The 23,174-nt window shown below is 35.4% G+C and carries 19 protein-coding genes; 4 read left to right on the forward strand and 15 right to left on the reverse strand.

The features are described 5' to 3' along the window. Positions 1–180: 180 nt before the first annotated feature. Complete coding sequence (gene ileS / locus C8E03_RS11735; RefSeq protein ID WP_110291133.1) at positions 181–3,309, reverse strand: isoleucine--tRNA ligase; 3,129 nt, start codon at positions 3,307–3,309, stop codon at positions 181–183. 642 nt (positions 3,310–3,951) lie between these two features. Here ileS and C8E03_RS11740 point away from each other — a divergent pair. Then, complete coding sequence (locus tag C8E03_RS11740) at positions 3,952–4,410, forward strand: hypothetical protein (RefSeq protein WP_094377556.1); 459 nt, start codon at positions 3,952–3,954, stop codon at positions 4,408–4,410. Between the two features lie 68 nt (positions 4,411–4,478). On the opposite strand, the gene C8E03_RS11745 is transcribed toward C8E03_RS11740, so the two are convergent. The 6 genes from C8E03_RS11745 to C8E03_RS11770 form a co-directional block, all read right to left on the reverse strand. Continuing rightward, positions 4,479–4,934: a DUF1934 domain-containing protein gene (locus C8E03_RS11745; protein ID WP_094377555.1), complete on the reverse strand. Its 456-nt coding sequence runs from the start codon at positions 4,932–4,934 to the stop codon at positions 4,479–4,481. 58 nt (positions 4,935–4,992) lie between these two features. Next, positions 4,993–5,844 (reverse strand): glutamate racemase, encoded by an 852-nt coding sequence (gene murI / locus C8E03_RS11750; protein WP_242993502.1) that lies wholly within the window; start codon positions 5,842–5,844, stop codon positions 4,993–4,995. Between the two features lie 109 nt (positions 5,845–5,953). Continuing rightward, positions 5,954–6,604, reverse strand: a complete 651-nt coding sequence (spoIIR, locus tag C8E03_RS11755; RefSeq protein WP_110291134.1) for a stage II sporulation protein R — start codon at positions 6,602–6,604, stop codon at positions 5,954–5,956. A gap of 52 nt (positions 6,605–6,656) precedes the next feature. Next, complete coding sequence (locus tag C8E03_RS11760) at positions 6,657–7,331, reverse strand: GntR family transcriptional regulator (protein WP_094377553.1); 675 nt, start codon at positions 7,329–7,331, stop codon at positions 6,657–6,659. A 6-nt stretch (positions 7,332–7,337) separates the two neighbouring features. Continuing rightward, positions 7,338–8,210 (reverse strand): 4-(cytidine 5'-diphospho)-2-C-methyl-D-erythritol kinase, encoded by an 873-nt coding sequence (gene ispE, locus C8E03_RS11765; RefSeq protein WP_094377552.1) that lies wholly within the window; start codon positions 8,208–8,210, stop codon positions 7,338–7,340. 437 nt (positions 8,211–8,647) lie between these two features. After that, a complete protein-coding gene (locus tag C8E03_RS11770) occupies positions 8,648–10,204 on the reverse strand; it encodes a DUF3794 and LysM peptidoglycan-binding domain-containing protein (RefSeq protein ID WP_094377795.1) in 1,557 nt (518 codons plus the stop codon). A 213-nt stretch (positions 10,205–10,417) separates the two neighbouring features. On the opposite strand from C8E03_RS11770, the gene C8E03_RS11775 reads away from it, so the two are divergent. After that, positions 10,418–10,684, forward strand: a complete 267-nt coding sequence (locus C8E03_RS11775) for a DUF6171 family protein (protein ID WP_094377796.1) — start codon at positions 10,418–10,420, stop codon at positions 10,682–10,684. Between the two features lie 43 nt (positions 10,685–10,727). Here C8E03_RS11775 and C8E03_RS11780 read toward each other — a convergent pair whose 3' ends face one another. From C8E03_RS11780 to C8E03_RS11815, 8 genes are all read right to left on the reverse strand, one after another. Further along, complete coding sequence (locus C8E03_RS11780; RefSeq protein ID WP_110291163.1) at positions 10,728–11,753, reverse strand: glycoside hydrolase family 88/105 protein; 1,026 nt, start codon at positions 11,751–11,753, stop codon at positions 10,728–10,730. Positions 11,754–11,846: 93 nt separating this feature from the next. Then, positions 11,847–13,508: a type 2 periplasmic-binding domain-containing protein gene (locus C8E03_RS11785; protein WP_110291135.1), complete on the reverse strand. Its 1,662-nt coding sequence runs from the start codon at positions 13,506–13,508 to the stop codon at positions 11,847–11,849. A gap of 67 nt (positions 13,509–13,575) precedes the next feature. Then, positions 13,576–14,499 (reverse strand): carbohydrate ABC transporter permease, encoded by a 924-nt coding sequence (locus C8E03_RS11790; protein ID WP_094377798.1) that lies wholly within the window; start codon positions 14,497–14,499, stop codon positions 13,576–13,578. A gap of 14 nt (positions 14,500–14,513) precedes the next feature. Then, positions 14,514–15,485 carry an ABC transporter permease gene (locus C8E03_RS11795; RefSeq protein ID WP_181899252.1) on the reverse strand — a complete coding sequence of 324 codons (972 nt, stop codon included), beginning with the start codon at positions 15,483–15,485 and terminating at the stop codon, positions 14,514–14,516. Between the two features lie 331 nt (positions 15,486–15,816). Further along, positions 15,817–18,135: an AraC family transcriptional regulator gene (locus C8E03_RS11800; protein ID WP_094377800.1), complete on the reverse strand. Its 2,319-nt coding sequence runs from the start codon at positions 18,133–18,135 to the stop codon at positions 15,817–15,819. A 334-nt stretch (positions 18,136–18,469) separates the two neighbouring features. After that, complete coding sequence (gene ybaK, locus C8E03_RS11805) at positions 18,470–18,940, reverse strand: Cys-tRNA(Pro) deacylase (RefSeq protein ID WP_094377801.1); 471 nt, start codon at positions 18,938–18,940, stop codon at positions 18,470–18,472. Between the two features lie 37 nt (positions 18,941–18,977). After that, a complete protein-coding gene (locus C8E03_RS11810) occupies positions 18,978–19,388 on the reverse strand; it encodes a protease complex subunit PrcB family protein (protein ID WP_094377802.1) in 411 nt (136 codons plus the stop codon). 136 nt (positions 19,389–19,524) lie between these two features. Beyond that, entirely contained in the window at positions 19,525–20,310 is a 786-nt protein-coding gene (locus C8E03_RS11815) for an IclR family transcriptional regulator (protein WP_094377803.1), read from the reverse strand. Positions 20,311–20,815: 505 nt separating this feature from the next. On the opposite strand from C8E03_RS11815, the gene C8E03_RS11820 reads away from it, so the two are divergent. Together C8E03_RS11820 and C8E03_RS11825 are read left to right on the forward strand one after the other, a co-directional pair. After that, the gene (locus C8E03_RS11820) at positions 20,816–21,778 is read left to right on the forward strand and encodes a bifunctional 4-hydroxy-2-oxoglutarate aldolase/2-dehydro-3-deoxy-phosphogluconate aldolase (protein WP_094377804.1); all 963 of its coding nucleotides are present in this window, start codon (positions 20,816–20,818) and stop codon (positions 21,776–21,778) included. A gap of 61 nt (positions 21,779–21,839) precedes the next feature. Next, positions 21,840–22,871: a sugar kinase gene (locus tag C8E03_RS11825; RefSeq protein WP_094377805.1), complete on the forward strand. Its 1,032-nt coding sequence runs from the start codon at positions 21,840–21,842 to the stop codon at positions 22,869–22,871. The last annotated feature ends 303 nt before the right edge of the window (positions 22,872–23,174 follow it).

A 23,174-nucleotide genomic window follows, 5' to 3' on the forward strand; every position in this document is an offset into this window, starting at 1 on the left:
TCTACATATAGAAAGTATTAAAAACTTCCTATATGTGAACATCGAATGCGCAAAGAATATACGATATAATAACAAAGATGCCCCAAAACAAGCCATAACATGTACAGCATCAAACAATGATGCTGAAACATCAGCTCTTTTAGGGCACCTCCTTTCATGAACTTGTTAATCAGCAGCTTTTTACTGCTTTTCAACACCTATCATAACTGTTTCGCCATTGATATTCCATTCCTTAACATAGCCTTTTGTGATACCTGATATAATATCTTCTGCTAGTACTTCGCTTTTAATTTTCTCTGTAAAGCCGGTAAATATATCATTAATTTTGTCATTTTTATCATGATATACAATAATTTTATCCATAACCTCGAATCCAGCTTCTTTTCTCATGGTCTGAATCTTACTTATAATTTCTCTTACAAATCCTTCCTCTATCAGTTCCTTAGTCAGGTTTGTATCCAGTACTACCGTAATTTCATTGTTACCATCTGATACATAGCCTTCTGTCTGAGCAGTATCAATCAACAAATCTTCTTTAGATAATACAACCTTTTCTTTGTCTATGTCAAGATGCAGTTCTCCTGTTGCATTAATCTCATCCATTGCTTCATTGCCGTTTAGCTCACTAAGCTTTGTACGAATTTGATTTAACAGTTTACCGTATTTTGGTCCAACGGTCTTTAGCTGCGGTTTAAAGCTGTAGGAGGTAAAATCTCTTACATCATCGGTAAATTGTACCTCTTTTACATTTAACTCATCTCGAATGATTTCACTGTAAAATTCAGATAATTTAAATGGTGCTTTTACAAACATACTGCCGATTGGCTGGCGATTCTTAATATTTGCAGTATTTCTGCAAGCGCGTCCCATCACTACAATATTAAGGACTAAATCCATATTCTTTTCCAATTCTTTGTCTATATATGATTCTTCTGCCTTAGGAAAGTCGCACAAATGAATACTTTCTGGTGCTGTCTTATCTATATTTGTTACCAAATTTTGGTATATATCCTCTGTCATAAATGGAATCATAGGAGCTGCTGCTTTAGCAATCGTAACCAAGGAGATATACAAAGTCATATATGCATTAATTTTGTCTTGCGGCATTTCCTTTGCCCAGAAACGTTCACGGCTTCTTCTGACGTACCAATTGCTCATATCATCTACGAATTCCTGCAATGCTCTAGCTGCCTCCGGTATTTTGTAGCTTTCCAGGCTTTCATCAACTGCTTTCACTGTAGAATGCAGTTTTGACAAGAGCCACTTGTCCATTACGGCAAGCTTATCGTATTCAAGTGCGTATTTGGTCGCGTCAAACTGATCTATATTTGCATATAGTACAAAGAATGCGTAAGTGTTCCAGAGAGTTCCCATGAATTTACGCTGTCCTTCGACTACTGCTTTGCCATGAAAACGATTTGGCAGCCATGGTGCACTGTTAATGTAAAAGTACCAGCGAATGGCATCTGCTCCATATTCATTCAGTGCATCAAATGGATCAACTGCGTTACCTTTGGATTTAGACATTTTCTGACCATTTTCATCCTGCACATGACCAAGTACAATTACATTTTTGTATGGTGCCTGATTAAAGAGCAGGGTCGATTCTGCAAGGAGTGAGTAAAACCAGCCTCTTGTCTGGTCAACGGCCTCGGAGATGAAGTTTGCTGGAAACTGTGCTTTAAATAAATCCTGATTTTCAAATGGATAGTGGTGCTGTGCAAATGGCATTGCCCCCGAATCGAACCAACAGTCGATTACTTCCGGTACCCTTTTCATTTGCCCGCCGCATTGTGGGCATTTAATGGTAACGGCATCAATAAATGGTCTGTGAAGCTCGATATCCTCGGGACAATTGTCTGACATTTGTTTTAATTCCTCGATGCTTCCAATGGAATGCATGTGTCCACACTTGCATTCCCAAATATTTAGAGGAGTTCCCCAATATCGGTTACGGCTGATTCCCCAGTCTTGAACGTTTTCAAGCCAGTCTCCAAAACGTCCTTTTCCTATGCTTTCCGGTATCCAGTTGATGGTATTGTTATTTTTAATTAAGTCCTCTTTGACTGCTGTCATTTTGATAAACCAGGACTCTCTTGCATAATAAATGAGAGGCGTGTCGCATCTCCAGCAATGTGGATAGCTATGTTCGAAATTGGGTGCCGAAAAGAGCAGACCTTTATCTTCTAATGCTTTTAACACCTTTGGATCGGCTTTTTTACAAAATACGCCTTCCCAATCAGTTTCCTTGGTCATTTCCCCCTTAGAGTCAACAAGCTGTACAAATGGCAAATCATAGTTTCTTCCAACATTTGCATCATCTTCACCAAATGCCGGTGCAATATGAACGACTCCCGTACCGTCTGTCAAGGTTACATAATTATCACAGGTCACATAAAATGCTTTTTTCTTCTGTTTTTCGCAGATTTCGTTTGCAAATGAAAATAAAGGCTCATATTCCTTGTATTCCAAATCTTTTCCAAGACATGATTCAAGGATTTGATAATTGTCTTCTCCTAATACCTTGTCACACAGTGCTTGTGCAAGATAATAGATGTTTCCATCACTGTTTACCTTTACATAGGTTTCCTTAGGATTAACGCAAAGTGCCACATTAGACGGCAGAGTCCATGGTGTTGTTGTCCATGCCAGAATATAAGCTGCTTCTCCTTTTACAGGAAATTTGGCGATTGCTGACTTTTCTTTCACATCCTTATAACCTTGTGCTACCTCATGAGAGGATAGCGGAGTTCCACATCTTGGACAGTATGGTACGATTTTAAAACCCTTATATAACAATTGTTTATTCCAGATTTCCTTAAGCGCCCACCACTCTGACTCAATAAAGTTATTATCATAGGTTACATATGGGTCTTCCATATCAGCCCAAAAACCAACGGTTGAAGAAAAGTCTTCCCACATTCCTTTGTATTTCCACACACTATCCTTGCAGTGTTCAATAAAAGGCTCTAAGCCATATTCTTCTATCTGTTCCTTACCATCCAGACCCAGAAGCTTCTCTACCTCCAGCTCAACAGGTAATCCATGTGTATCCCAGCCAGCTTTTCTGGGCACCATAAACCCTTTCATCGTTCTGTATCGAGGAATCATATCCTTTATCACCCTAGTCAGTACATGCCCTATATGTGGCTTACCGTTTGCGGTCGGCGGTCCGTCGTAGAACGTGTAGGTTTCCCCCTGCTTACGGCTTTCCATACTCTTTTCGAATATTTTGTTCTCTTTCCAGAATTTTTCCGTCTCTTTCTCTCTCTCAACAAAATTGAGATTGGCCGATACTTTTTCGTACAAAATTATTACCTCCATTATATAAATCTTTTTAATTTTCCGTTATGTCTCACTTTAAGTGTGAGCTTAGCTGACATGCCCATGCCTGAACAGGTTAAAACAACATACATACTAGCTGTGAAGTGTGTACTCACGGAGCACTTTTTCTTTTATAGTATTTTACTTTATTATTTGCATAATAAAATTATTTCTATAAAACAAAAAAACTCCATCCTAAAACAGGACGAAGACTTATCATTTCGTTATACCACCTATTTTACATACTTATAATATTTACGCTTGTAAATATCTCTATACGCATTCCTGTTAACGTTGGAAAACCGTCAGTACTTAATCATAATATTAAATATTACTTTCAGCCTGCAACTTAGGAGTGATATTCAACTTTTTCTACTTGTACCGGTCTTGCACCATCACCAGTTCGCTTTGACTTTCAAAAAAATCTACTCTCTCCGTCATCGTCTTTCTATATAATAACAATGTGGTTATTATAATACTTCTTACTCTGGGTTGTCAATTACTTCTTACTTTTGGTTGCGTATGTAACTACTTGAACTTTGTCCAAAACAATGCTAAAATATAGATTAGGGCAGTGTGTTTACCCATCACACATATGGCTTATGTAGGTTAATTTAAGGAGGATATATCGTGGCAAAAATTTTAATTATCGTTTTAGTTGTACTGATTGCCATTTTAGTTGTTTTGTATTTTCTTGGCAAAAGGCTGGAGAAAAAGCAGACGGCGCAGCAGCAACAGATTGAAGCAGCAAAACAGAATGTAACAATGTTAATTATTGATAAAAAGAGGATGAAACTAAAGGAAGCAGGATTACCTGCTATGGTATTAGATCAGACACCAAGGCTGCTTCGCGGCTCTAAACTACCAATTGTAAAAGCTAAGGTGGGTCCTAAGGTTATGACTTTAATATGTGATGAAAAGATTTTTGATCTTGTTCCATTAAAAAAGGAAGTAAAGGCAGTAGTCAGCGGTATTTATATTACTAGTGTAAAGGGTGTACGCGGTCCTTTGGAAGCTCCTGCTAAGAAACAGGGATTTTTCAAAAGAATGACTTCAAAATTTACGAAAGACAAAAATAAAAAATAAAACCATTAAAGAGCTGTTCAATTGAATCAGCTCTTTATCTTTTCTTTTTATATTTTTATTATGTGGCTCTACTGTTCCAGTGAAAAATTTTTGGCATCTTTTGATTTTATATTAATCGCTATGCTACATTCTGCAAGATGCTCATAATTAATGTATAGTGTATAATCTACATTCACATCAATATTTTCTTCCTCTTCTGCAATAATTACATCTTTCGCAGCAATACCAACCATCAGATTACCAAAGGGTGTATTATAACAGGTGATATTTTTTTTATTTTTTTCAAATATCATATGTACGTTAGTCACTCCCTTTTTCGTAATATCAAGGGTATCTTTACTAATCTTTAAAGTATTCTTTGTAGTTCCTGTAAACCCTTCGGTTACTTCACTAAACATAATATAGTGCTTGTCATTCTTTTTATAGTATTCTCCAATTGTAATGATTTCGACCGGTTCTCCAGCATCTATTTGAGTATGGTCAAATTGAAGACCTGATATACTTAGAATTACATCTTTTGTCATTTTAACCTCCATCGGTGGTAATTTCTTTTGCACATTTTACATGACAAAAAGTTACTGCTTAAAAATCTTCTATATTTATTAATTTGGTGGTTGCTATATCATATGGCAATATGGAATTGGCAAACTGTTTAAATTTGTCTGCGGCATCACTGACATAAAATTCATAACCTGAACCATCATTTTTCTGAGGTTTTGTATTAATCAACTTTTTCTTTTCTAGCAGCTCTTTTAGCTCAAGAGCCGTTTCATAAGCAGGATTTACCAATGTAACACCATCACCAATTACTTGTCTAACAGTGGAGCGAATCAGAGGATAATGAGTGCAGCCCAATATGAGGGTATCAATTTCAGATTCCTTTAGTTCGCTTAAATATCTTTTTGCGACTTCAACTGTGACACTGTCTTTAATCCAGTTTTCCTCTACTAAAGGTACAAATAACGGACACGCCTTTCCTACAACGGTTAATTCGGAATTTCTTAAATATAAAAATTCTGAATACATACCACTGTTTATCGTTCCTTCTGTTCCAATTACACCTATTTTTCCATTTCTTGTTGTTTCTGCTGCTACTTTTGCTCCAGGCTTTACTACGCCTATAATTGGTATGTCAAGCTCTGCTTCAACAGTATCTAAGGCATAAGCACTTGCCGTATTGCACGCAATTACGATTGCCTTAACCTGTTTGGTTTTAAGAAAGCGAATGATCTGTCTTGCATACCTAATAATAGTATTCTGCGATTTACTTCCGTAGGGAACTCTTGCAGTATCTCCAAAATAAACAATACGTTCATTTGGCATCTGACTCATAATTTCTCTGGCAACGGTTAAACCTCCGACTCCTGAATCAAATACTCCGATTGGTGCTTCTTTGATCATAGATTCTTCTAATTCATTAACGATTAAACTCATGATATTCTCCACTTTCATTCTCTCTCATTATTTTTATTACAAGTGGCTGGCTAATCAAATGGATTATTTTTCAAGACTTAACAGTCATTCAAAAAGAATGACTGCGTTTTTATTGATTCAAAAAATTTAAATATTTAAATGATATTCTTGTTTTACTTCCATCTAAAAGCATGTGATATTCATCTGGTGTAAGCATGTTTTCTAAAGTTTCTTTCACTTCATCGCTGACTACTGCATATGCGCCATTTACAAAACAAAGATTCGGATACATAACGCACCACCAATTTCTGCCTTCGGCCTTACCAAGCTTGATTCTAAGCGCTTCATAATCACCTGCCGGAAAAATCAGACTTCCATATTCCTTAATTGGAAAATAACAGGTTTCAAAATCTGCACTTACATTATATTCGTATCCTTCACTTTTCACAACCTCTAATGCAAAATTTTCAATATTTAATAAATTTTCTTCAAGGATTTTCCGTGTCGCATCCAAATCTTCATCACCATGAAGCAGATTTTTCATATAGTCCAGAGTTTTATCTTTCACCTTAAGCTTTAGATTTTGAGAAGCATCACTGTCATTATCAGCAATAACATGGAAGCGGATTATTTTCTGAGCAAGAGAATTTTGGAGTTCATCCTCCTCTGTTTGATTGTATGTACCCTTATAATTAGCCTGACTAAACCCCATCTGATCTACAATGACGATTCCTGTTACAAGTATAGTAAATATGATAAAGACTTTTTTTATTTTTTTCATTTCAATACCCCCTTATGTAATATATTGGAAGTATTGACATATAAAGTGAATCTTATTCGTTTTCTTTAATACTATTTACAACTGCCATTTCCTGATTGTCTATATGATTATATATTGCAATAGTTGCTTTTTCCTTGTCATGATTTTTTAAACATTCAATCATTGTTTCATGCTCTTTAATCAGTCTGCCATGGCTGCTATAATCCTTAATGTATTCAATTCGGTATCGATACATCTGTTCTCGCAGATTATTCAAAATAAGAATTAATTTCTCATTATTAGTAGCATTATAGATGACATCGTGAAAATTTACATCTGCCTCAGCAATGGAAGTTAATTCTTTCGAATTGATTGCTTTCTTAAATTCCTCCAGAGCAATTTCGAGATCTTTTATTTCACTGTCAGTTACTTTATCACAAGCTATTTGCATCGCAAGCTCTTCTAATGCTTTTCGCACTTCTAATACATCCCGTAAGCTTTTTTCTGTTATTTTTGCTACTTCTGCTCCTTTTCTTGGAACCATTGTTACCAAACCTTCCAGCTCCAATTTACGAATGGCTTCTCTTATCGGAGTTCTGCTTACGCCTAAACGCTGTGCCAGTTGAATTTCCATCAGACGCTCCCCCGGCAGCAATTCTCCCTTTAATATAGCTTGTCTTAATGTGTTGAATACTACATCTCTAAGTGGTAGATATTCGTTGATGTTTACTTTTAATATGTCGCTCATTAAACCTTACCTCCTATTATTATATACACTTGTTAAATAGCTCTGCTTTACTTGTGGATTCGCATTTATAATTTGAAATGCCCGTTTTGCTTTTGCATAATCTGAAAAAATTCCAAATACAGTCGGTCCGCTTCCGCTCATCATAGCATTTAAAGCTCCGTTTGCTTTCATCATATTCTTGATTTCCTCAATAACCGGGTATTCATTAATTGTTACTCCCTCTAATACATTCTCCATTTTATCAACAATTGTTGTTAGGTCATTGTTGTTGACTGCTTCTATCATTCCATCAATATCCGGATGATGTGAAATTTCATCTGCTTTCAGATTGCCATATACAAGTTTGGTCGATACACTGATTCCGGGCTTTGCAATCAGTACGTAGCATTTTGGCATTGGTTTTAGAGGTGTAAGCTTCTCCCCAATTCCTTCTGCAAGCGCCGTCCCTCTCATGATACAATAGGGAACATCCGCTCCAATTCTAACGCCACGTTCCATAAGCTGCTTTCTAGTCAAACCAAGCTTAAACATTTTATTAATGCCAATCAAAATTGCTGCTGCATCTGAACTTCCTCCAGCCATTCCGGCTGCCACAGGAATATATTTTTCAAGGTTAATACTAACTCCTTGCTGTATCTTAAATTCGTCAATGAGCAGCTTAGCAGCCTTATATACTAAATTATTCTCATTATTTGGTAAATAATATAAATTAGTTTTGACCTTAATTTCCTGCTCATTTATTTTTTTAATTGCTATCCGGTCATACATATTGATTGTCTGCATAATCATTCGCACTTCATGATAGCCATCTTCTCTTTTTCCTACAACATCAAGACCTAAATTGATTTTTGCAAGAGCTTTTAGTTTTAATTGTTCCATCATTTTCCTCCAGTGCCCATATTTCATAGCTTTGTTGTATTCTGTATACATTATAACTATTTTTTTTATAAATTGCAATGTTTGTCGATAACTATTTTACGACAATATATGCTTTTTTTTACTATTTTATGCAAGATAAAGCTTTTAATGTCTATTTTTATTGACTTTTGTAATTAGTGTATCAAGATTGTGTTTGTAGGCTCAAGAATGATACATCACTTCCTACATCCATACCATTACTGATACTAACTTATGGTTCGCTACACTTGACGGTAAATACCCATGACTGGACTTTCACTAGCTAGATTAGAGTCATGCCTGACACACATAATAAAGCACCAGTTTCTAAAAAACTGGCGCTTTCAGACTGTAGACAATATGGAATGACACATCTTGCTTTTTTGTTAATTGTTTCAGGGTGTCTGCCTCTCTTATAACTATACACTTTTTACAATGATCAGGCTGTCTCCCATCTTGATAAAATCATTGTTTAAATCATTTGTCTCTTTAATTTTATCCACAGTAGTATAATATTTCTTGGCAAGTTTCCACAAAGTATCATCACTTTTCGCAACATAACCCACTATACCCGGCAACGCTTCCAGTTTCGAATAATCCAAAGGTTCTTCATTAATGTCTGTAATAATATTCTCCGTCATTTTATTTAGTACGATGGCATTTAAATTAATAACTGCCTTGACTTCTACCTCTTCGCTGTCAATCATAGTACTTGTAAGCTGTTCTAAATCTGCCCTTACATTATTTATGGAAGTGTCATTCATTCCTTTTGCTTCGATAATATGGTTAAATGGAATAACTCCCTTTATAACATTAAAGGGAACATTATCATCAGCGGTTATGTATAAAATCACTACTTCAATCACACCTTCTACGCTGATTCCATCCTCAATCGGAATAATCTCATCAATTTTAACATCACCTGTCGTATGACAAATCTGTAATATTCTTGCTTGATTATTCGGAATCTTAACCTTGTCGGTAACGCGGGCTTTTGCAAAATTCTTCACCACAAGACTTTCAAAATTACCCTCCTGTGTTACGGGCGTTAGTTCCTTATGAGGTGAATATACATCTGCTATAATGTCAACATGATTTTCTTCATACAATTTAATATCCAGATTCAATGCACAATCTACGTTAATTAATCTTTGTTCGCCATCATAATCGGGCTTTGCTTCAATTTCACAATGTTCAAGTGAAATCTCAATGTCTCCTATCATACCATCATTGCAACCGCTGCAATCTACAGTTCCACTAAATGGAATCGAAGTTTCAAGCCATTGAAGAGAGCGCTCTTCATCCTCACCTTTATATAGTACAAATACATCCAGCTCACCCTTAATAGAAATACTTTGATCCATCAGCCTTGCATCCAGATTTCTTAATTGACAGTTATACCATACAATTTCGTAAATATTCGGTTTGTTAGAGTTAATTGCAATTTCATCCTTAATTCTAAAAATATCTTTCTTATTAACTGCAAGCTCTATAATATCCATTCCCTTTTTCAAGCTTTGAACATCATCTTCTCCAACAACATCCACTGTTGTTTCTTCATCTACGATTTGTTCTATACAAAGGATAAAGGTCACAATGGCCTTAATACTAATCTTTCTGGAATTGATTAGCGATACATTAAAATCTTCCGTGTCCCATTTCATTTTAATACTATCGCCATCCATAGCCCCCTCAATATTAATCGTTTCCTCAAAAGGGACTTCACCTGATAAGCTTTGTATTTTTTCTTCCGGAGAATCACTTACGTATAGAATACTAAATTTCAGCTTACCTCTTACCAGTGCATGCCCATCAGCCGCCTTAACCTCCGTTACAATGATTTCACTATCATCTTGTATAATTTTTAACACATCTGCTTTACTATCCGGTACATTATAGTCGTCTTCTAAGGTAATTTGATTGACAGCTTTTCCTTTTAATCCGTTCATATGTATATTTTTTTTAATGAGCTCCAATACATTCCCCTCCACTTTACATTTTCATAAATCTGCTACTCTATTTATATTTTTGTTATATACAATTTATAACACAAATTGAAAAAAACTAAAAAAATGCTATACTGTTACTGTAACTTATCAAAAGAAAAACAAGCACGAACAATGCGAGTATTTGTTTTTCTTGATCAGTTAACGAAGAAACAATATTTAAATTCTATGGGAGAGAAAAATATGAGTGACACGACAACGAATCGTATCTGTAAGAAATGTCTTCTGAAAGACTTTCCGGATGCTGAGTATTTTACACATTTATATGAATATATTAATAATCTGGATGAGGAAATTAAGGTAAATGAGGTAGAATACGAGCGTCGTTTGGAAATCTGCATTACATGTCCTGATTACTATCAAGGTATGTGCCGGGTATGTGGCTGCTTTGTAGAATTAAGAGCTGCCATACGTGAAAATAATTGTGCAGCACCAAAGATGAAATGGTAAAAGGAAAATCATAATAATTTATTGATTCTCCTTTTATACTTTTTTATTTATCATTTATAATTGCTGTTAAAAAGGAAAGGGCAAGCCCTTGTCCCCAGCCTTGAATCCAATTCTTTGGTATATTTCTATATCCATCTCTGTCTTTCATCACAGCTGTTCCGCCTGACACATTAAGTACCCTTCCATCCTCTGTAATATTCTTAAGTATTCCATCTAATGCCTTTTGGATATACTTGGTATGCAATGGATTCTTATTCGTAACCATTGCTGCTGCAATTCCGCAGGAAGCTGATACTTCCTCATAGGCTTCTACATCATCCAATATGGTTCTCCATAAACCATTTTCGGTTTGCAACAGCTTAATTGCTCCAAGCTGATCCCTTAATGCACAGTCAATATCCATATAAATTGGGTATAAATAAGCCTCTGGAAGTCTTCTTCCTACCTGAGACATCGTATAGGCTGCCCATGCATTTGCCCTACCCCAGTAAAAACCTGACATATGATCCTTATTTATGTTATTATATCCGTGATACCAAAGACTGGTTGCCGGATCTTGCAGATATTTGATATGCCAGTAATACTGATTCAGTGCATCATCTATTGTTTCTTTATCCTTTAACTTGATTCCTACTCGCAACAAAAAGAATGCCGCCATGAAAAGAGTATCTGCCCAAGCCTGCTCCGGAAAATCATTCTTATCAGATACTGTATGTTGAAGCACACGATCACCAAAGCGGAGTGCATGGTTTCTAAGATAATCTACTTTGCTCAATACTATTTCCCAGTATTTTTCATCATTGGTTGCCTCATAAAGTGTAATCATTGCATGTCCCATAGCGCAGGTATTGACATTCCATTCCGGCAGTCCAAGTGCAATATATTCTTCAGTAAAATCTGATAACATTTCTAAATACTCTTTATTTTTTGTAATTTCATAGGCCTCTGCAATGCCATAATAAGCTACACCGCAAGGCCATTCCCATGTCATATCCATTGTCATGGTTTTTCTCACTATGTTATCAATTACCTGTAGTATCTGATCCTTATCATAATTAATTTTAAACATAATATCCTCCATAAAGATTTTACTAAAATATCCCCTCCTATCATACCACAGGAGGGGAATTATTTACATGAATTGGTAAAATAATAATTTTATTTAGTTGTATTTTCCAGCCTCAATTGCCTGCGTCTTTTCATCAAGAATATCCTGATATCCTGCTGCATTATAATCTTCTACCGCCTGCTTGTAAACAGCATCAAAATCAGCCTCCGATGCTATTACACATTTCACATAAAGCTCTTTCCATAAATCATTTAATGTTGTCTTGTACTCTGCAACGCTTTCAACTACAACTGAATATAATGCGTCGGCTGTCATATATTGCTTGTAATTATTAAAATATTCATAGGAGTCTTCAATTAAATATTCATACCCAGAGGGAGCCCAATTTGCAAGATTTGCTTTGTAATTAAGTTCATCCTTGTCATATTGTGCACTTTCTGTTACCAGACACCAATAATCTTTATTATTGTTTTGTGATAATTGTGATTCACCAGTATAATCCGTATTTTTAACTGCCAGACCATCTGCATCTAACGTATAGGTTTCTCCTTCTACACCATTTTGTAAAAAAAATAAGTTTTCCGGCTGGCTCATCCACTCAAGATACATCCAGATAGCCACTCTTTCTTCATCAGAGGTAGTGGAATTGATTCCCATAATCATACCAAAAGGCCAATAAGCTCTTGACTGGGGCTGTTTTCCTTCAGGCACCATGGCTGCCGGGTCTAAAACTGCCAGCTTTGCATCTGAATCATTTGCCAACAGACTGCCGATTACATCGGTACTGCTTGCCAAATACAGAGCATAAACTCCTGATGAACCAGCTACAAAATCAGCTTTCGTTGCAGCGTCATCCGTGTTTAGGTAAAATTCAGGATCGATTAACCCATTGTTATACTCATAATTTAAATTCTTTAAAAAATCGTATGTAGGCTGCCAAGGAAGTGCTGCCACTGAAAGGTCTGAGTACAATGCCCTCTGCTTTTCGTCAATTGGCCATTCACGAAACGCATAATCATAGGTAAAATTATTTTGTTCTAATTTTCCACCACCATTGCCAAGGCCGGCATCCTTCCAAGCCTTTAATACGGCGTTATATTCTTCTAAATTATGTGGCATTTCCATATTTACTTTATCCAACCAATCTTGACGGATTAAGGTCAACCAGTTATAGGCATCCGTACGCTTTGCAAAGAAAAAGGTTGGCTTATCCTCAACTGATCCATATTTTGAAATTGATTCTCCCATGCTTTCAAAATAAGTCGGAGCATAGTTTGCAATTTCTCCTAAATCCAGTTCCTGCATAGCTCCTTCACCATAATATGCCAATGCCTGCGGCATGTCATAGTGGAAAATAATATCTGGAGCAGTTCCGGCCGCCAGCATTTGCGTATAATCGGTTACCTCAGTAGTTCGTCCAATCGACACAAATTCAACCGTTACATTATATTTGTCTCCAAACTCCTTTTGTATCCATTGTGTATAATAGTTATCCGTTACATTAAAGCCTTCAAAGGCTCTGTCATAAACAGGAATTTGGATTTTAACATTTTCCTTAAAGCCTGTTGAATAATCTGCATATCCTCCTGTTGATGACTGGTCTGTTGTCTGATTGTCGGTTTCGGCTGCTTGATCCTTTGTGATATCAGTTGATGTTGCATCCGTTGTTTCACTTTTATTACACCCACCAAGTGAAACGGTCACCATGAAACACGCTAAGAATAGCGCTGCTGCCTTTTTGAACATCTTTTTCATATACTTATACCTCCTTTTATATAGAACCTTTATATAGTATTAGGATTCACCTAATGAACTATCTGTCTTAGCCCTTTACAGAACCAATCATCGTTCCTTGCACAAAATATTTCTGTGCAAAGGGATAAATACATATAATCGGTATTGTAGCAAACATAATACAAGAAGCCTTTAGTACTTCAGGATTGGTTAGCTGCGCGGATCCCTCCACTGCTGCCTGAAAACTCTCGGTTGCTGCCACTACCAGATAATATAGCTTTAGCTGTAAAGGTCTTAAATCCGTTCTTTGTTTTATGTAAAACAGTGCATCTTGATAAGCGTTCCATCTGCCTACCGCATAAAATAGTGATAGTGTTGCTATGATTGGCTTTGACAGCGGCAATACGATACTTCTTAAAATCCGAATCTGCCCTGCACCATCTAAATAGGCTGACTCTATCAAGCTGTCTGGTATCGAACTTTGAAGCGATGTTTTCATAATTAATAAATTATATGGACTAAATGCCAAGGGTAAAATTAGAGCTGACCAACTGTCTAATAAGCCTAATTGATTCATTAAAAGGTATTCTGGGATAATTCCACCCGCAAAATACATGGTAAACATAAATATAAATGTCAGAGCCGTTCTGCCTTTTAATTGCTTTCTAGAAAGAGGATATGCAGCACATATCGTAATAATCATTCCTAAAATGGTAAACAAAAAGGTTACAACAACGGATACATAAAAAGATCGGATAATACTTGCATCAGCAAAAATTTTTTTATAGGCTGACAGGGTAATACCCTTTGGTAATAGAATAATTTTGTTCGCGATTACATATGCTTCACTGCTGATTGATTTAGACAATACATGTATAAAAGGCAATACACAGGTTAACGAAACAATTAAGATAAATGAATAAATGAAAATATCAATGACACGATTTTTTGCTTTCGCCTTTGTCCAAGCTTTATTCGTTTTTGGTAAAATTATTTTTGTTGCAGAATCCATCTTTAAGTCCTCCCTTACAGTAAACCTTCTTCGCCAAGCTTCTTTGCAAATCGGTCAGCAGCCAATACCAATATAAGTCCAACCACCGACTGAAACAGTCCAATTGCCGTTGCCTCGCTGAATTTACCGCTCTTGATGCCATAGTTGTATACTAGGACAGGAATAGTAGTTGTAAATTTCGTAGTTGCAACATTCATCAATGCATATACACTTTCAAAGGAACCGCCCATAATCTTACCCAAGTTCATTATCAATAATGTAACAATGGTTCCCTTAATGCATGGCAAAGTAATATTGATACATTTTGCCCATCTTCCTGCGCCATCTACTGTTGCAGCTTCATATAATTCAGTATTCACACCTGTAATTGCGGCCAAATAAATAATCGTACCCCATCCCATACTTTGCCATACACTGATGGCTACGTAGGTAATGAGCCAGTGGTTATCCTCTTGCAAAAACGGTATTCTCGTTCCATTGCATGCCTCAATCAGATTATTCACTATACCGGATGCCTGCCCAAATATCTGGTAGGCAATAGCTCCAATGATGACAAAAGATAAAAAGTGTGGTAAATAAAGTAATGTCTGCGTGATACTCTTAAAATACTTATTTTTGATTTCATTTAGCAGTAAAGCTAACAAAATTGGCATCGGAAAACCAAATATAAGTGTCAAGCCATTCAGCAATAACGTATTTCTGACTGATTTGCCAAAATCTCTCATAGCAAAAACCTTTTCAAATACCTGAAAACCTACCCACTTGCTTCCTGCAAAACCTTTGAGTATTTTGTAGTCCTTAAATGCAATCACAAGACCTGCCATTGAGCCATATTTAAAAATCAAAGCAAATACCAATGGAATCAGTAATAGTAGATACAATTGCCAATCTCTCTTTAAATAGAACAAAGCACCATGCTTATTTGTTCCTAACGGCTTTGTTCTTTTTGTATTTATTCCATCCTTTACCCAACCGGCACTCTTCATAATCTGCTCCTCCTGTTTTGTTTTCCTATTGTGCATCTTCACATGCTCAATTAAACACACTATAATTGGCAGTAATGCTTTTGTAAATCATCATTTTTGATACATACCATCATTTTTGACACTAATAAAACCTTGGATTTTACTGCTTTTTTTTTAATTTATTGATTAATCTTACTTGTTTTACAATCTATTATTTCACTCTTTTTTATCTATTTATAATCAAAAACGATTCGAATTAATCAAAAAAATACCCATACAGTTTGTGCTATTTCAACAAATTGTATGGGTTAATGTAATTACTATCTTTAGGCATTCGGTATATACTGATGTTTTATTGATTATTTTTAAAATCACTTGGAGACACTCCTTCATATTTTTTAAAAAATCGGTTGACACTTTGAACATTACGATATCCAACCTCAATTGCTATCTGGGATATATTTAAATTGGAATGAAGCAGCAAGCGCTTGACTTCTTCTATCCTTAATAGATTGACATTATCCATTAAGCTTTTACCCGTTTCCTCTTTCACAAGTTTTCTTAAATAAGAATAACTGATTCCTATCTTCTCTGCCAATTCCTCAAAAACAATTTCCTCCTTATAATGCTTATTAATATACTTCATAATCTGCTCCCAATATCTGACTTCATTCATGTCATGATCTTGGGAAGAGCTTTCAATAATTGCCCGATACAAGTCATTTAAATAAGCTTCAATTTCTTCGAGAGTATCAAATTCAGCTATATTAGAATAAATATTGCTGTTATGTCCAACCAATCTATTTGTATTCATATTATGTTCTGCCATATATTTGACAGTAGCTCCTGCTAACTGGTTAAAGATAAATACAATATTGTCATTTGAAACGTTAGGAAAACTCTTAATCTCATTTATCATCATCTTTAATTCTTGCTCAATACTATTCTTATCTCCCGTATTTAAATAATTTAATATCTTTTTTTCACTATTATAGGAATAATGATATTTTATCTTCTCATTGTTCTTGGATTTCCAAAATATAATGCTGTTGCGGCCTTCTACCAGCCGACTTTTAACAGCCTCTGAAGCCTCTGACGTGCAATCCTTAATTCCTTCATAATTATTATGAACCGCACTCACACCAATCGTAATGGTATATCCCATTACCTGAGCAGCTTCATTTTTTAATATAGTTAAAACATTACCAATTGTTCTTGGAACCTTACTATGATCATATTCTTTCATGTTAATAATAATTCCAAGCATACCGCCAATATAGCGTACACAACTGACCTTATAACCATCTGGAAAGCTTCTTTCAATTTTCTCAAATAAAACATATCTTTGATAACTTCTAATATCATGGTTTGTTTCATGCAAATAAGCTTTCATGTTATCCACGGAAGCCAGCGCTACAATATAGTGATTGTATGGAAACAGTTTTTTTATTTCATTCAACTCTGTTTCATTTGTAATTTCACCCATCATCAAATTGTTAAGAGCTAAATTTTTCGTCTCTTCCTCTCTCTCTTTTAAGAGCTTATGCAGATTTTCCTCCTGCTTTTGGATTTGAGAAAATGCATTTGCAATAAAGGTTAAGTCATTTTTACTCCGGTTGTATTCGACGCCCTCCCTACTTTTTAAATCCTTGATTAATTGTCTCATCGGTTTTGAAAATCTTGAGGCAGCAAAAATAGCAAGCATGGTTCCCACTATAATAATGATAATGGTCAGCAATGTATATCTCGTTCTCATATTGTACGATTTTGCCATCAGCTTGGCCATCGGATATTTGGCTACATAGGTCCAGTCGTTGAAAGACGTCCGATAATAAGTATATAACATCTTCTCTTTGCTGTTGCTTACGTACTCAAAACCCGAATTATTCCCGCTATTTAGCATGTCTTTGATATGTGCTTCATCTTCTAACTCCTTAAAAAGCTTACTCTTATCCACATCCGAAATCACAATGCCATTTTTATCAATCAGCATCCCATCCATTTCGGTTCCAAAGCGGCTAGAATTTAAATATTTACAAATCTCATCCTCTGAAACATTGATAACAATGGTTCCCTTTGTTGCCGTAACAAGCTTACTAAGCCGATATACATAAGAAATGACTTCCATTTCCTGCATATCACCATTCTCCGTATCCTTCACCGACTGTGAAGTTAATATTCTGGGATACCACAATCCGCTTGGACCTGACATTTGCTCTTGAGCTTTGGTAAGCCAGTCAATACTCTCATAGGAATCCAATCTGACAATTCCTTTATCAGTTGATACTAAATAGTCCGCATCGTCTAAATAAAAAAATGCAGAATGTACCGCTGTATTATTATTTACAATTTCATTCAATGCATCGACGATCACAAAAGCTTTACTGATATTATCGTAATCATGATTTAAAATTGTATATGTATTTGCATCCCTTAGGGTGTTAAAAGTACTTCCCTTTACTATCTGTAAAACATTTCTTACTGTATTATTTAATACAAGTTCAATTAAATCGCTGTTTGATTCCAGCCTAGCCATTGCCGATTCTGCTATCTCTTCTTCTGAATATTTGAGCATACTTTTGCTGCTGTAGTAAGTAACAATACTCGTAGGTATCACAAGTAATAAGACCAATAACACAATGAGTTCAAAAAGAAACGGTACTTTCTTCATGGCACCCTCCCATTCACGTTCTATACTCCATTTTCATTATAGAGTACCTCATTGTATTTTTCAAGCCAACACGAATGGATTTTTAGTTTTTTGTCAAATATTATAGTTTTTTGTATAAAATAATAAAAAATTGAAAACTTAAATTCAACTAATCTCCCATCAATGTATCAAATAGATAGTTATATTTTCCACATGCATTCGTGCTCAATGTGTTTTATTTCATAGAAACAAAACTTTTAGCGTTAACAACAAGGTCTTTTCTATGAAATAAAAAACAAAAAGAGCTGTTACAAAACTAACCTAATACAATTAGTTTTGCAATGGCTCTCTTTTCTTATTTTACTAGATTTGCTGTCTGCGCTTGTGTAAATGCGATTAAATCATCTGGCTTTATAATAATCTGTGCCCCTCTTATTCCTGCACTCACATATATAAAATCAAAAAGGATTATTGTCTCATCAAGATAAGTCGGAAATTTCTTCTTCATCCCAATTGGAGAACAGCCTCCTCTTATATAACCTGTCAATCCCAACAGCTCTTTTACATGCACCATTTCAATTTTCTTATCCTTTGTCAGTGCAGAAGCTTTCTTAAAATCTAATTCTTCATTTACAGGAATGCAAAATACCATAATCCCATTTTTGTCACCTTTTGCAACCAATGTTTTAAAAACCTGCTGACAATCAAGACCAAGCTGATTAGCAATATGCTCTCCGGATAAATCATTCTCATCCACTTCATATTCTTTCGTGTCAAAAGGAATATCAGCCTTTTCTAATATTCTCATAGCATTTGTCTTTATCAAGTTATCACTCCTTCATTTGTGTCTTATAATTACTATTTTATTCAAAAACAACATTTTTGTCTATATATTCTGTTTTTACTACCACATAAGGATAGGACAGACCTTCGCTGATTTTCTCATCCTTTGACGGTCCAATCAAATTTGTATCAATATAAATGGCATTGCTTGTTAAGTATAAATCATTAACTGCAATGCTATAGCCTCCGGTCTGCTGCTCTCCATAGCCAACACAAATATAAAGGCTCTCATTATCTGTATATGTAATTTTAAACTCACTGGTTTTCTTTTCTTCTATAATTTTCATAAGTTCTTCCGGTATATCACTTTCACTAACAACCGTAAATTCTAAATCACGCAGTTTTTCATTGCTTGATTCCTCCATTGAACAGCCATTCAAAAGAAATGACGAAACTAACACCAATACTACTATTTTTATAAATCGCCTCATTGTATGTTCCTCCTTCCATGCGATTTTTGAACAGGTGGCAACCAAAATTTGTAACGAGGTCTTTCTTATTATAATAAAAAATCTACTATACACATTATTAATACTTTATGCATAGTAGAACTCTTTCTTTCATTTTCTATTTTTTTACCCGATAACCAAGTGCCAGAGATAAATCATTTTTGACCTGAAGCACATGGCTAGACAGTTCCTTAATTCTCTCATCTGCCATTCTGCTAACTGGAGCTGAAATGCTAAAAGCATATTTTGCCTTTCCTCTATAATCATAAATACAAGCCGCAATACATCGAACACCAATTTCGTTTTCTTCATCATCCATAGCATATCCGCGCTCTCGTACAATTTCAAGTACTTTAAACAATTCCTCTAAAGAAACAATAGTCTTTGATGTTTTCTTCTCAATCAAACTTGCATTCCATATTTTTGTCACTTCCTCTATTGACAGTGTTGCTAATATTGCTTTTCCTACTCCTGAACAGTACATGGGATGTATCATACCAATTTGCGATACCATTCGAATAGAGCTGACTTTTGACTCTACTTTGTCAATATATATAATATCATTGTCATTTCTTTGAACCAAATGCACCGTTTCCTGACTTTGCTCCGCTAATTGTTTCATATAAGAGTGTGCAATGGGTAAAATATCAATTTTGTCCAATAACTGTCCCGACAGCCCTACAATTTTATAAGATAGCATATACTTTTGCGTATCTTCGTCCTGTCTGGCATACCCCATGTAGATAAGTGACATAAGTAATCGATGAGCCGTGCTCTTATGAAGCTCTAAATGATTGCTTAAATCCATAAGACCAATAGGACCCATTTGTGCCAGTGTTTCCAGCACTTGAAATATCCTCTCTGCCGATTGGATTGGATTTTTATTTGATGTATTTTCAGTCATTCATATTCCTCCATTTTAAGCAAAGACCTATAAATTTTGCCATCTTTGCTATGTTTCATTTATTCTATTATTAAGTCAATCGTTACGGTATGAAATAATGAAACCCGTTCCGCCTTGTGAAACATTGTTATTCTACCACGCTTTGAGGCAAATGACAACCTATTAAAATTCTACATAATAATTATATTCAAATTTTAAATTATGATTATTTCATTAAAAGTTTGTTTCCTAGTAAGTTTTATTTCTGTGAAAGATTATTGATCAAAAATTTTGTTTTATCTTGACATCTGATTAAATGATAGTATAATTTAACTATGGTATCGTTATATGAAACATGGTTTTGTATTATGAAACAACATATGCTACGAATATAACAATTTTGGTATGCTATACGTATTCGTAGTTTTAAATACCTGTCAAAACTAAGTTAGATGCTGTTTATTCATATTACAGCATATTCTGCTAAGATACTACACTTTTTAGAAAATGAAAAGGAGAAATCGTAATGAACGAGATATTACAAAAAATTCAAAAAATTGGTATTGTACCAGTTATTAAGCTTGATGATGCAAAGGATGCAAAACCATTAGCAAAGGCATTATGTGACGGAGGTCTTCCTTGTGCAGAAGTTACCTTTAGAACTGCATGTGCTGCTGAAGCAATTAAAATTATGACGACTGACTTTCCTGAAATGTTAGTTGGTGCCGGAACCGTATTAACAATTGAACAAGTGGATGCAGCAGTTACTGCAGGTGCCAAATTTATCGTCAGCCCAGGCTTAAATCCCAAGATTGTAAAATACTGTGTTGATAAGGGTATTCCTGTAACACCGGGCACCTCTAACCCAAGTGATATTGAACAGGCAATCGAATTAGGTCTTGATGTTGTTAAATTCTTCCCCGCGGAAGCTGCCGGCGGAATCAATATGATTAAAGCAATGGCTGCTCCATACGTAAATATAAAGTTCATGCCAACAGGCGGAATTAACGCGAATAACATAACAAATTATCTGGATTTCCCTAAAATTATTGCTTGCGGCGGCAGTTGGATGGTAAGTGATGCTTTGGTAAAAGCTGGTAAATTTGATGAAATTACACGTTTAACAAAAGAAGCTGTAACAAGTATGTTAGGCTTTGAATTAAAGCATGTGGGAATTAATGCTTCCAATGAGACTGAGGCTGATTCCACTGCAAACTCCTTTGAAAAAATGTTTGGTTTTGAAAAGAAAGCTGGCTCAAGTTCAATTTTTGCAGGAAGTGGTATTGAAGTTATGAAAACTCCATACCTTGGCGCTCATGGTCACATTGCAATCGCTACAAATTACATCGAACGTGCTAAATTCCATATGGAAATGCAAGGTTTTAAGTTTGACGAAAGCACAGCAAAAACAGATGACAAGGGCAACTTAAAGGCAATTTACTTTGTTGGAGAATTAAGCGGCTTCGCAGTACATTTAGTACAAAAATAAGAGATTTTTTTAGATATATTATGTTAAATACAAGATTATTCATGTAATGGAGGAATTAATAATGGCTAAAGTTATTACTATGGGTGAGATTATGTTAAGACTATCAACACCTAATAATGAGAAATTTATACAGGCAGATGAATTTGACGTAAATTACGGCGGTGGAGAAGCAAATGTTGCTGTTTCTCTTGCTAATTATGGACATGACGCTGAATTTGTTACGGCTGTGCCGGATAATGAAATCGGTGAATGTGCCGTTGCAGCTCTTAGAAAATATAATGTAGGTACTAAAAATATCGCAAAATGCGGCGAAAGACTAGGTATTTACTTCTTAGAATCAGGCTCTTCTATGAGACCATCGAAAGTGGTTTATGACAGAGCACATGCATCAATCGCAACTGCAACTGCTAAAGATTTTGATTTCGACAAAATTTTTGAAGGAGCTGATTGGTTCCATTTTACCGGAATTACTCCTGCTGTTTCTGATTCTGCTGCACTTTTGACTGAAGAAGCTCTTAAAGCAGCAAAAAGACATAATGTGACAGTTTCTGTAGACCTTAACTTCCGTAAAAAATTGTGGTCTTCCGAAAAAGCACAAAAGGTAATGACTAGCTTAATGCAATATGTAGATGTTTGTATCGGAAATGAAGAGGATGCAGAATTAGTATTAGGCTTCAAGCCTGGAAATACTGATGTTACAAGCGGAGATCTTGAGTTAGCCGGATACAAAGATATTTTTGAACAAATGGTAGCTAAATTTGGATTTAAATATGCAATCAGTTCATTAAGAGTAAGCCACTCAGCGTCTGATAATGGCTGGTCAGCTTGTATTTACAAAGGAGAAACAAAAGAATTCTATCATTCAAAGGAATACAGCATACATCCAATTGTAGACCGTGTAGGCGGTGGTGACTCATTTGCAGCAGGTGTAATCTGCGGATTAGTGGACGGTAAAGACTTCAAGGCTGCTCTTGAATACGGTGTAGCTGCTTCTGCTCTTAAGCATACAATTCCAGGAGATTTCAACCTCGTATCAAGAAAAGAAGTTGATACCTTAGCCGGTGGAGATGCTTCAGGAAGAGTTCAAAGATAGTTTTTATACTTTTATGATTTTAGTTCAAAGATTTACATTTCTTTGAATTGGAATAGATTTTAATACCTATGCTCCATACTATGTTAACCCATTTCATATTATGGAGCATATCAATAGAATTTTGCCAAGTTCTATTGTCCTAAATGATAATGTACCTTTTGCCAGAGGTACATTATTTTTTTTACCCTGTTAAGAAAATTTGGCTCACCTCTCAAAATTTGCTTTATGACTTTACAAGACTAATGTTTTTTAATTATAAAAGAACGTGCTTTGTTCTCTTACAATTCAACTTTCATTTTTAAA

The sequence above is a fragment of the Lachnotalea glycerini genome, assembly GCF_003201285.1.
In the GTDB taxonomy this organism is placed as follows: Bacteria; Bacillota; Clostridia; order Lachnospirales; family Lachnospiraceae; genus Lachnotalea; species Lachnotalea glycerini.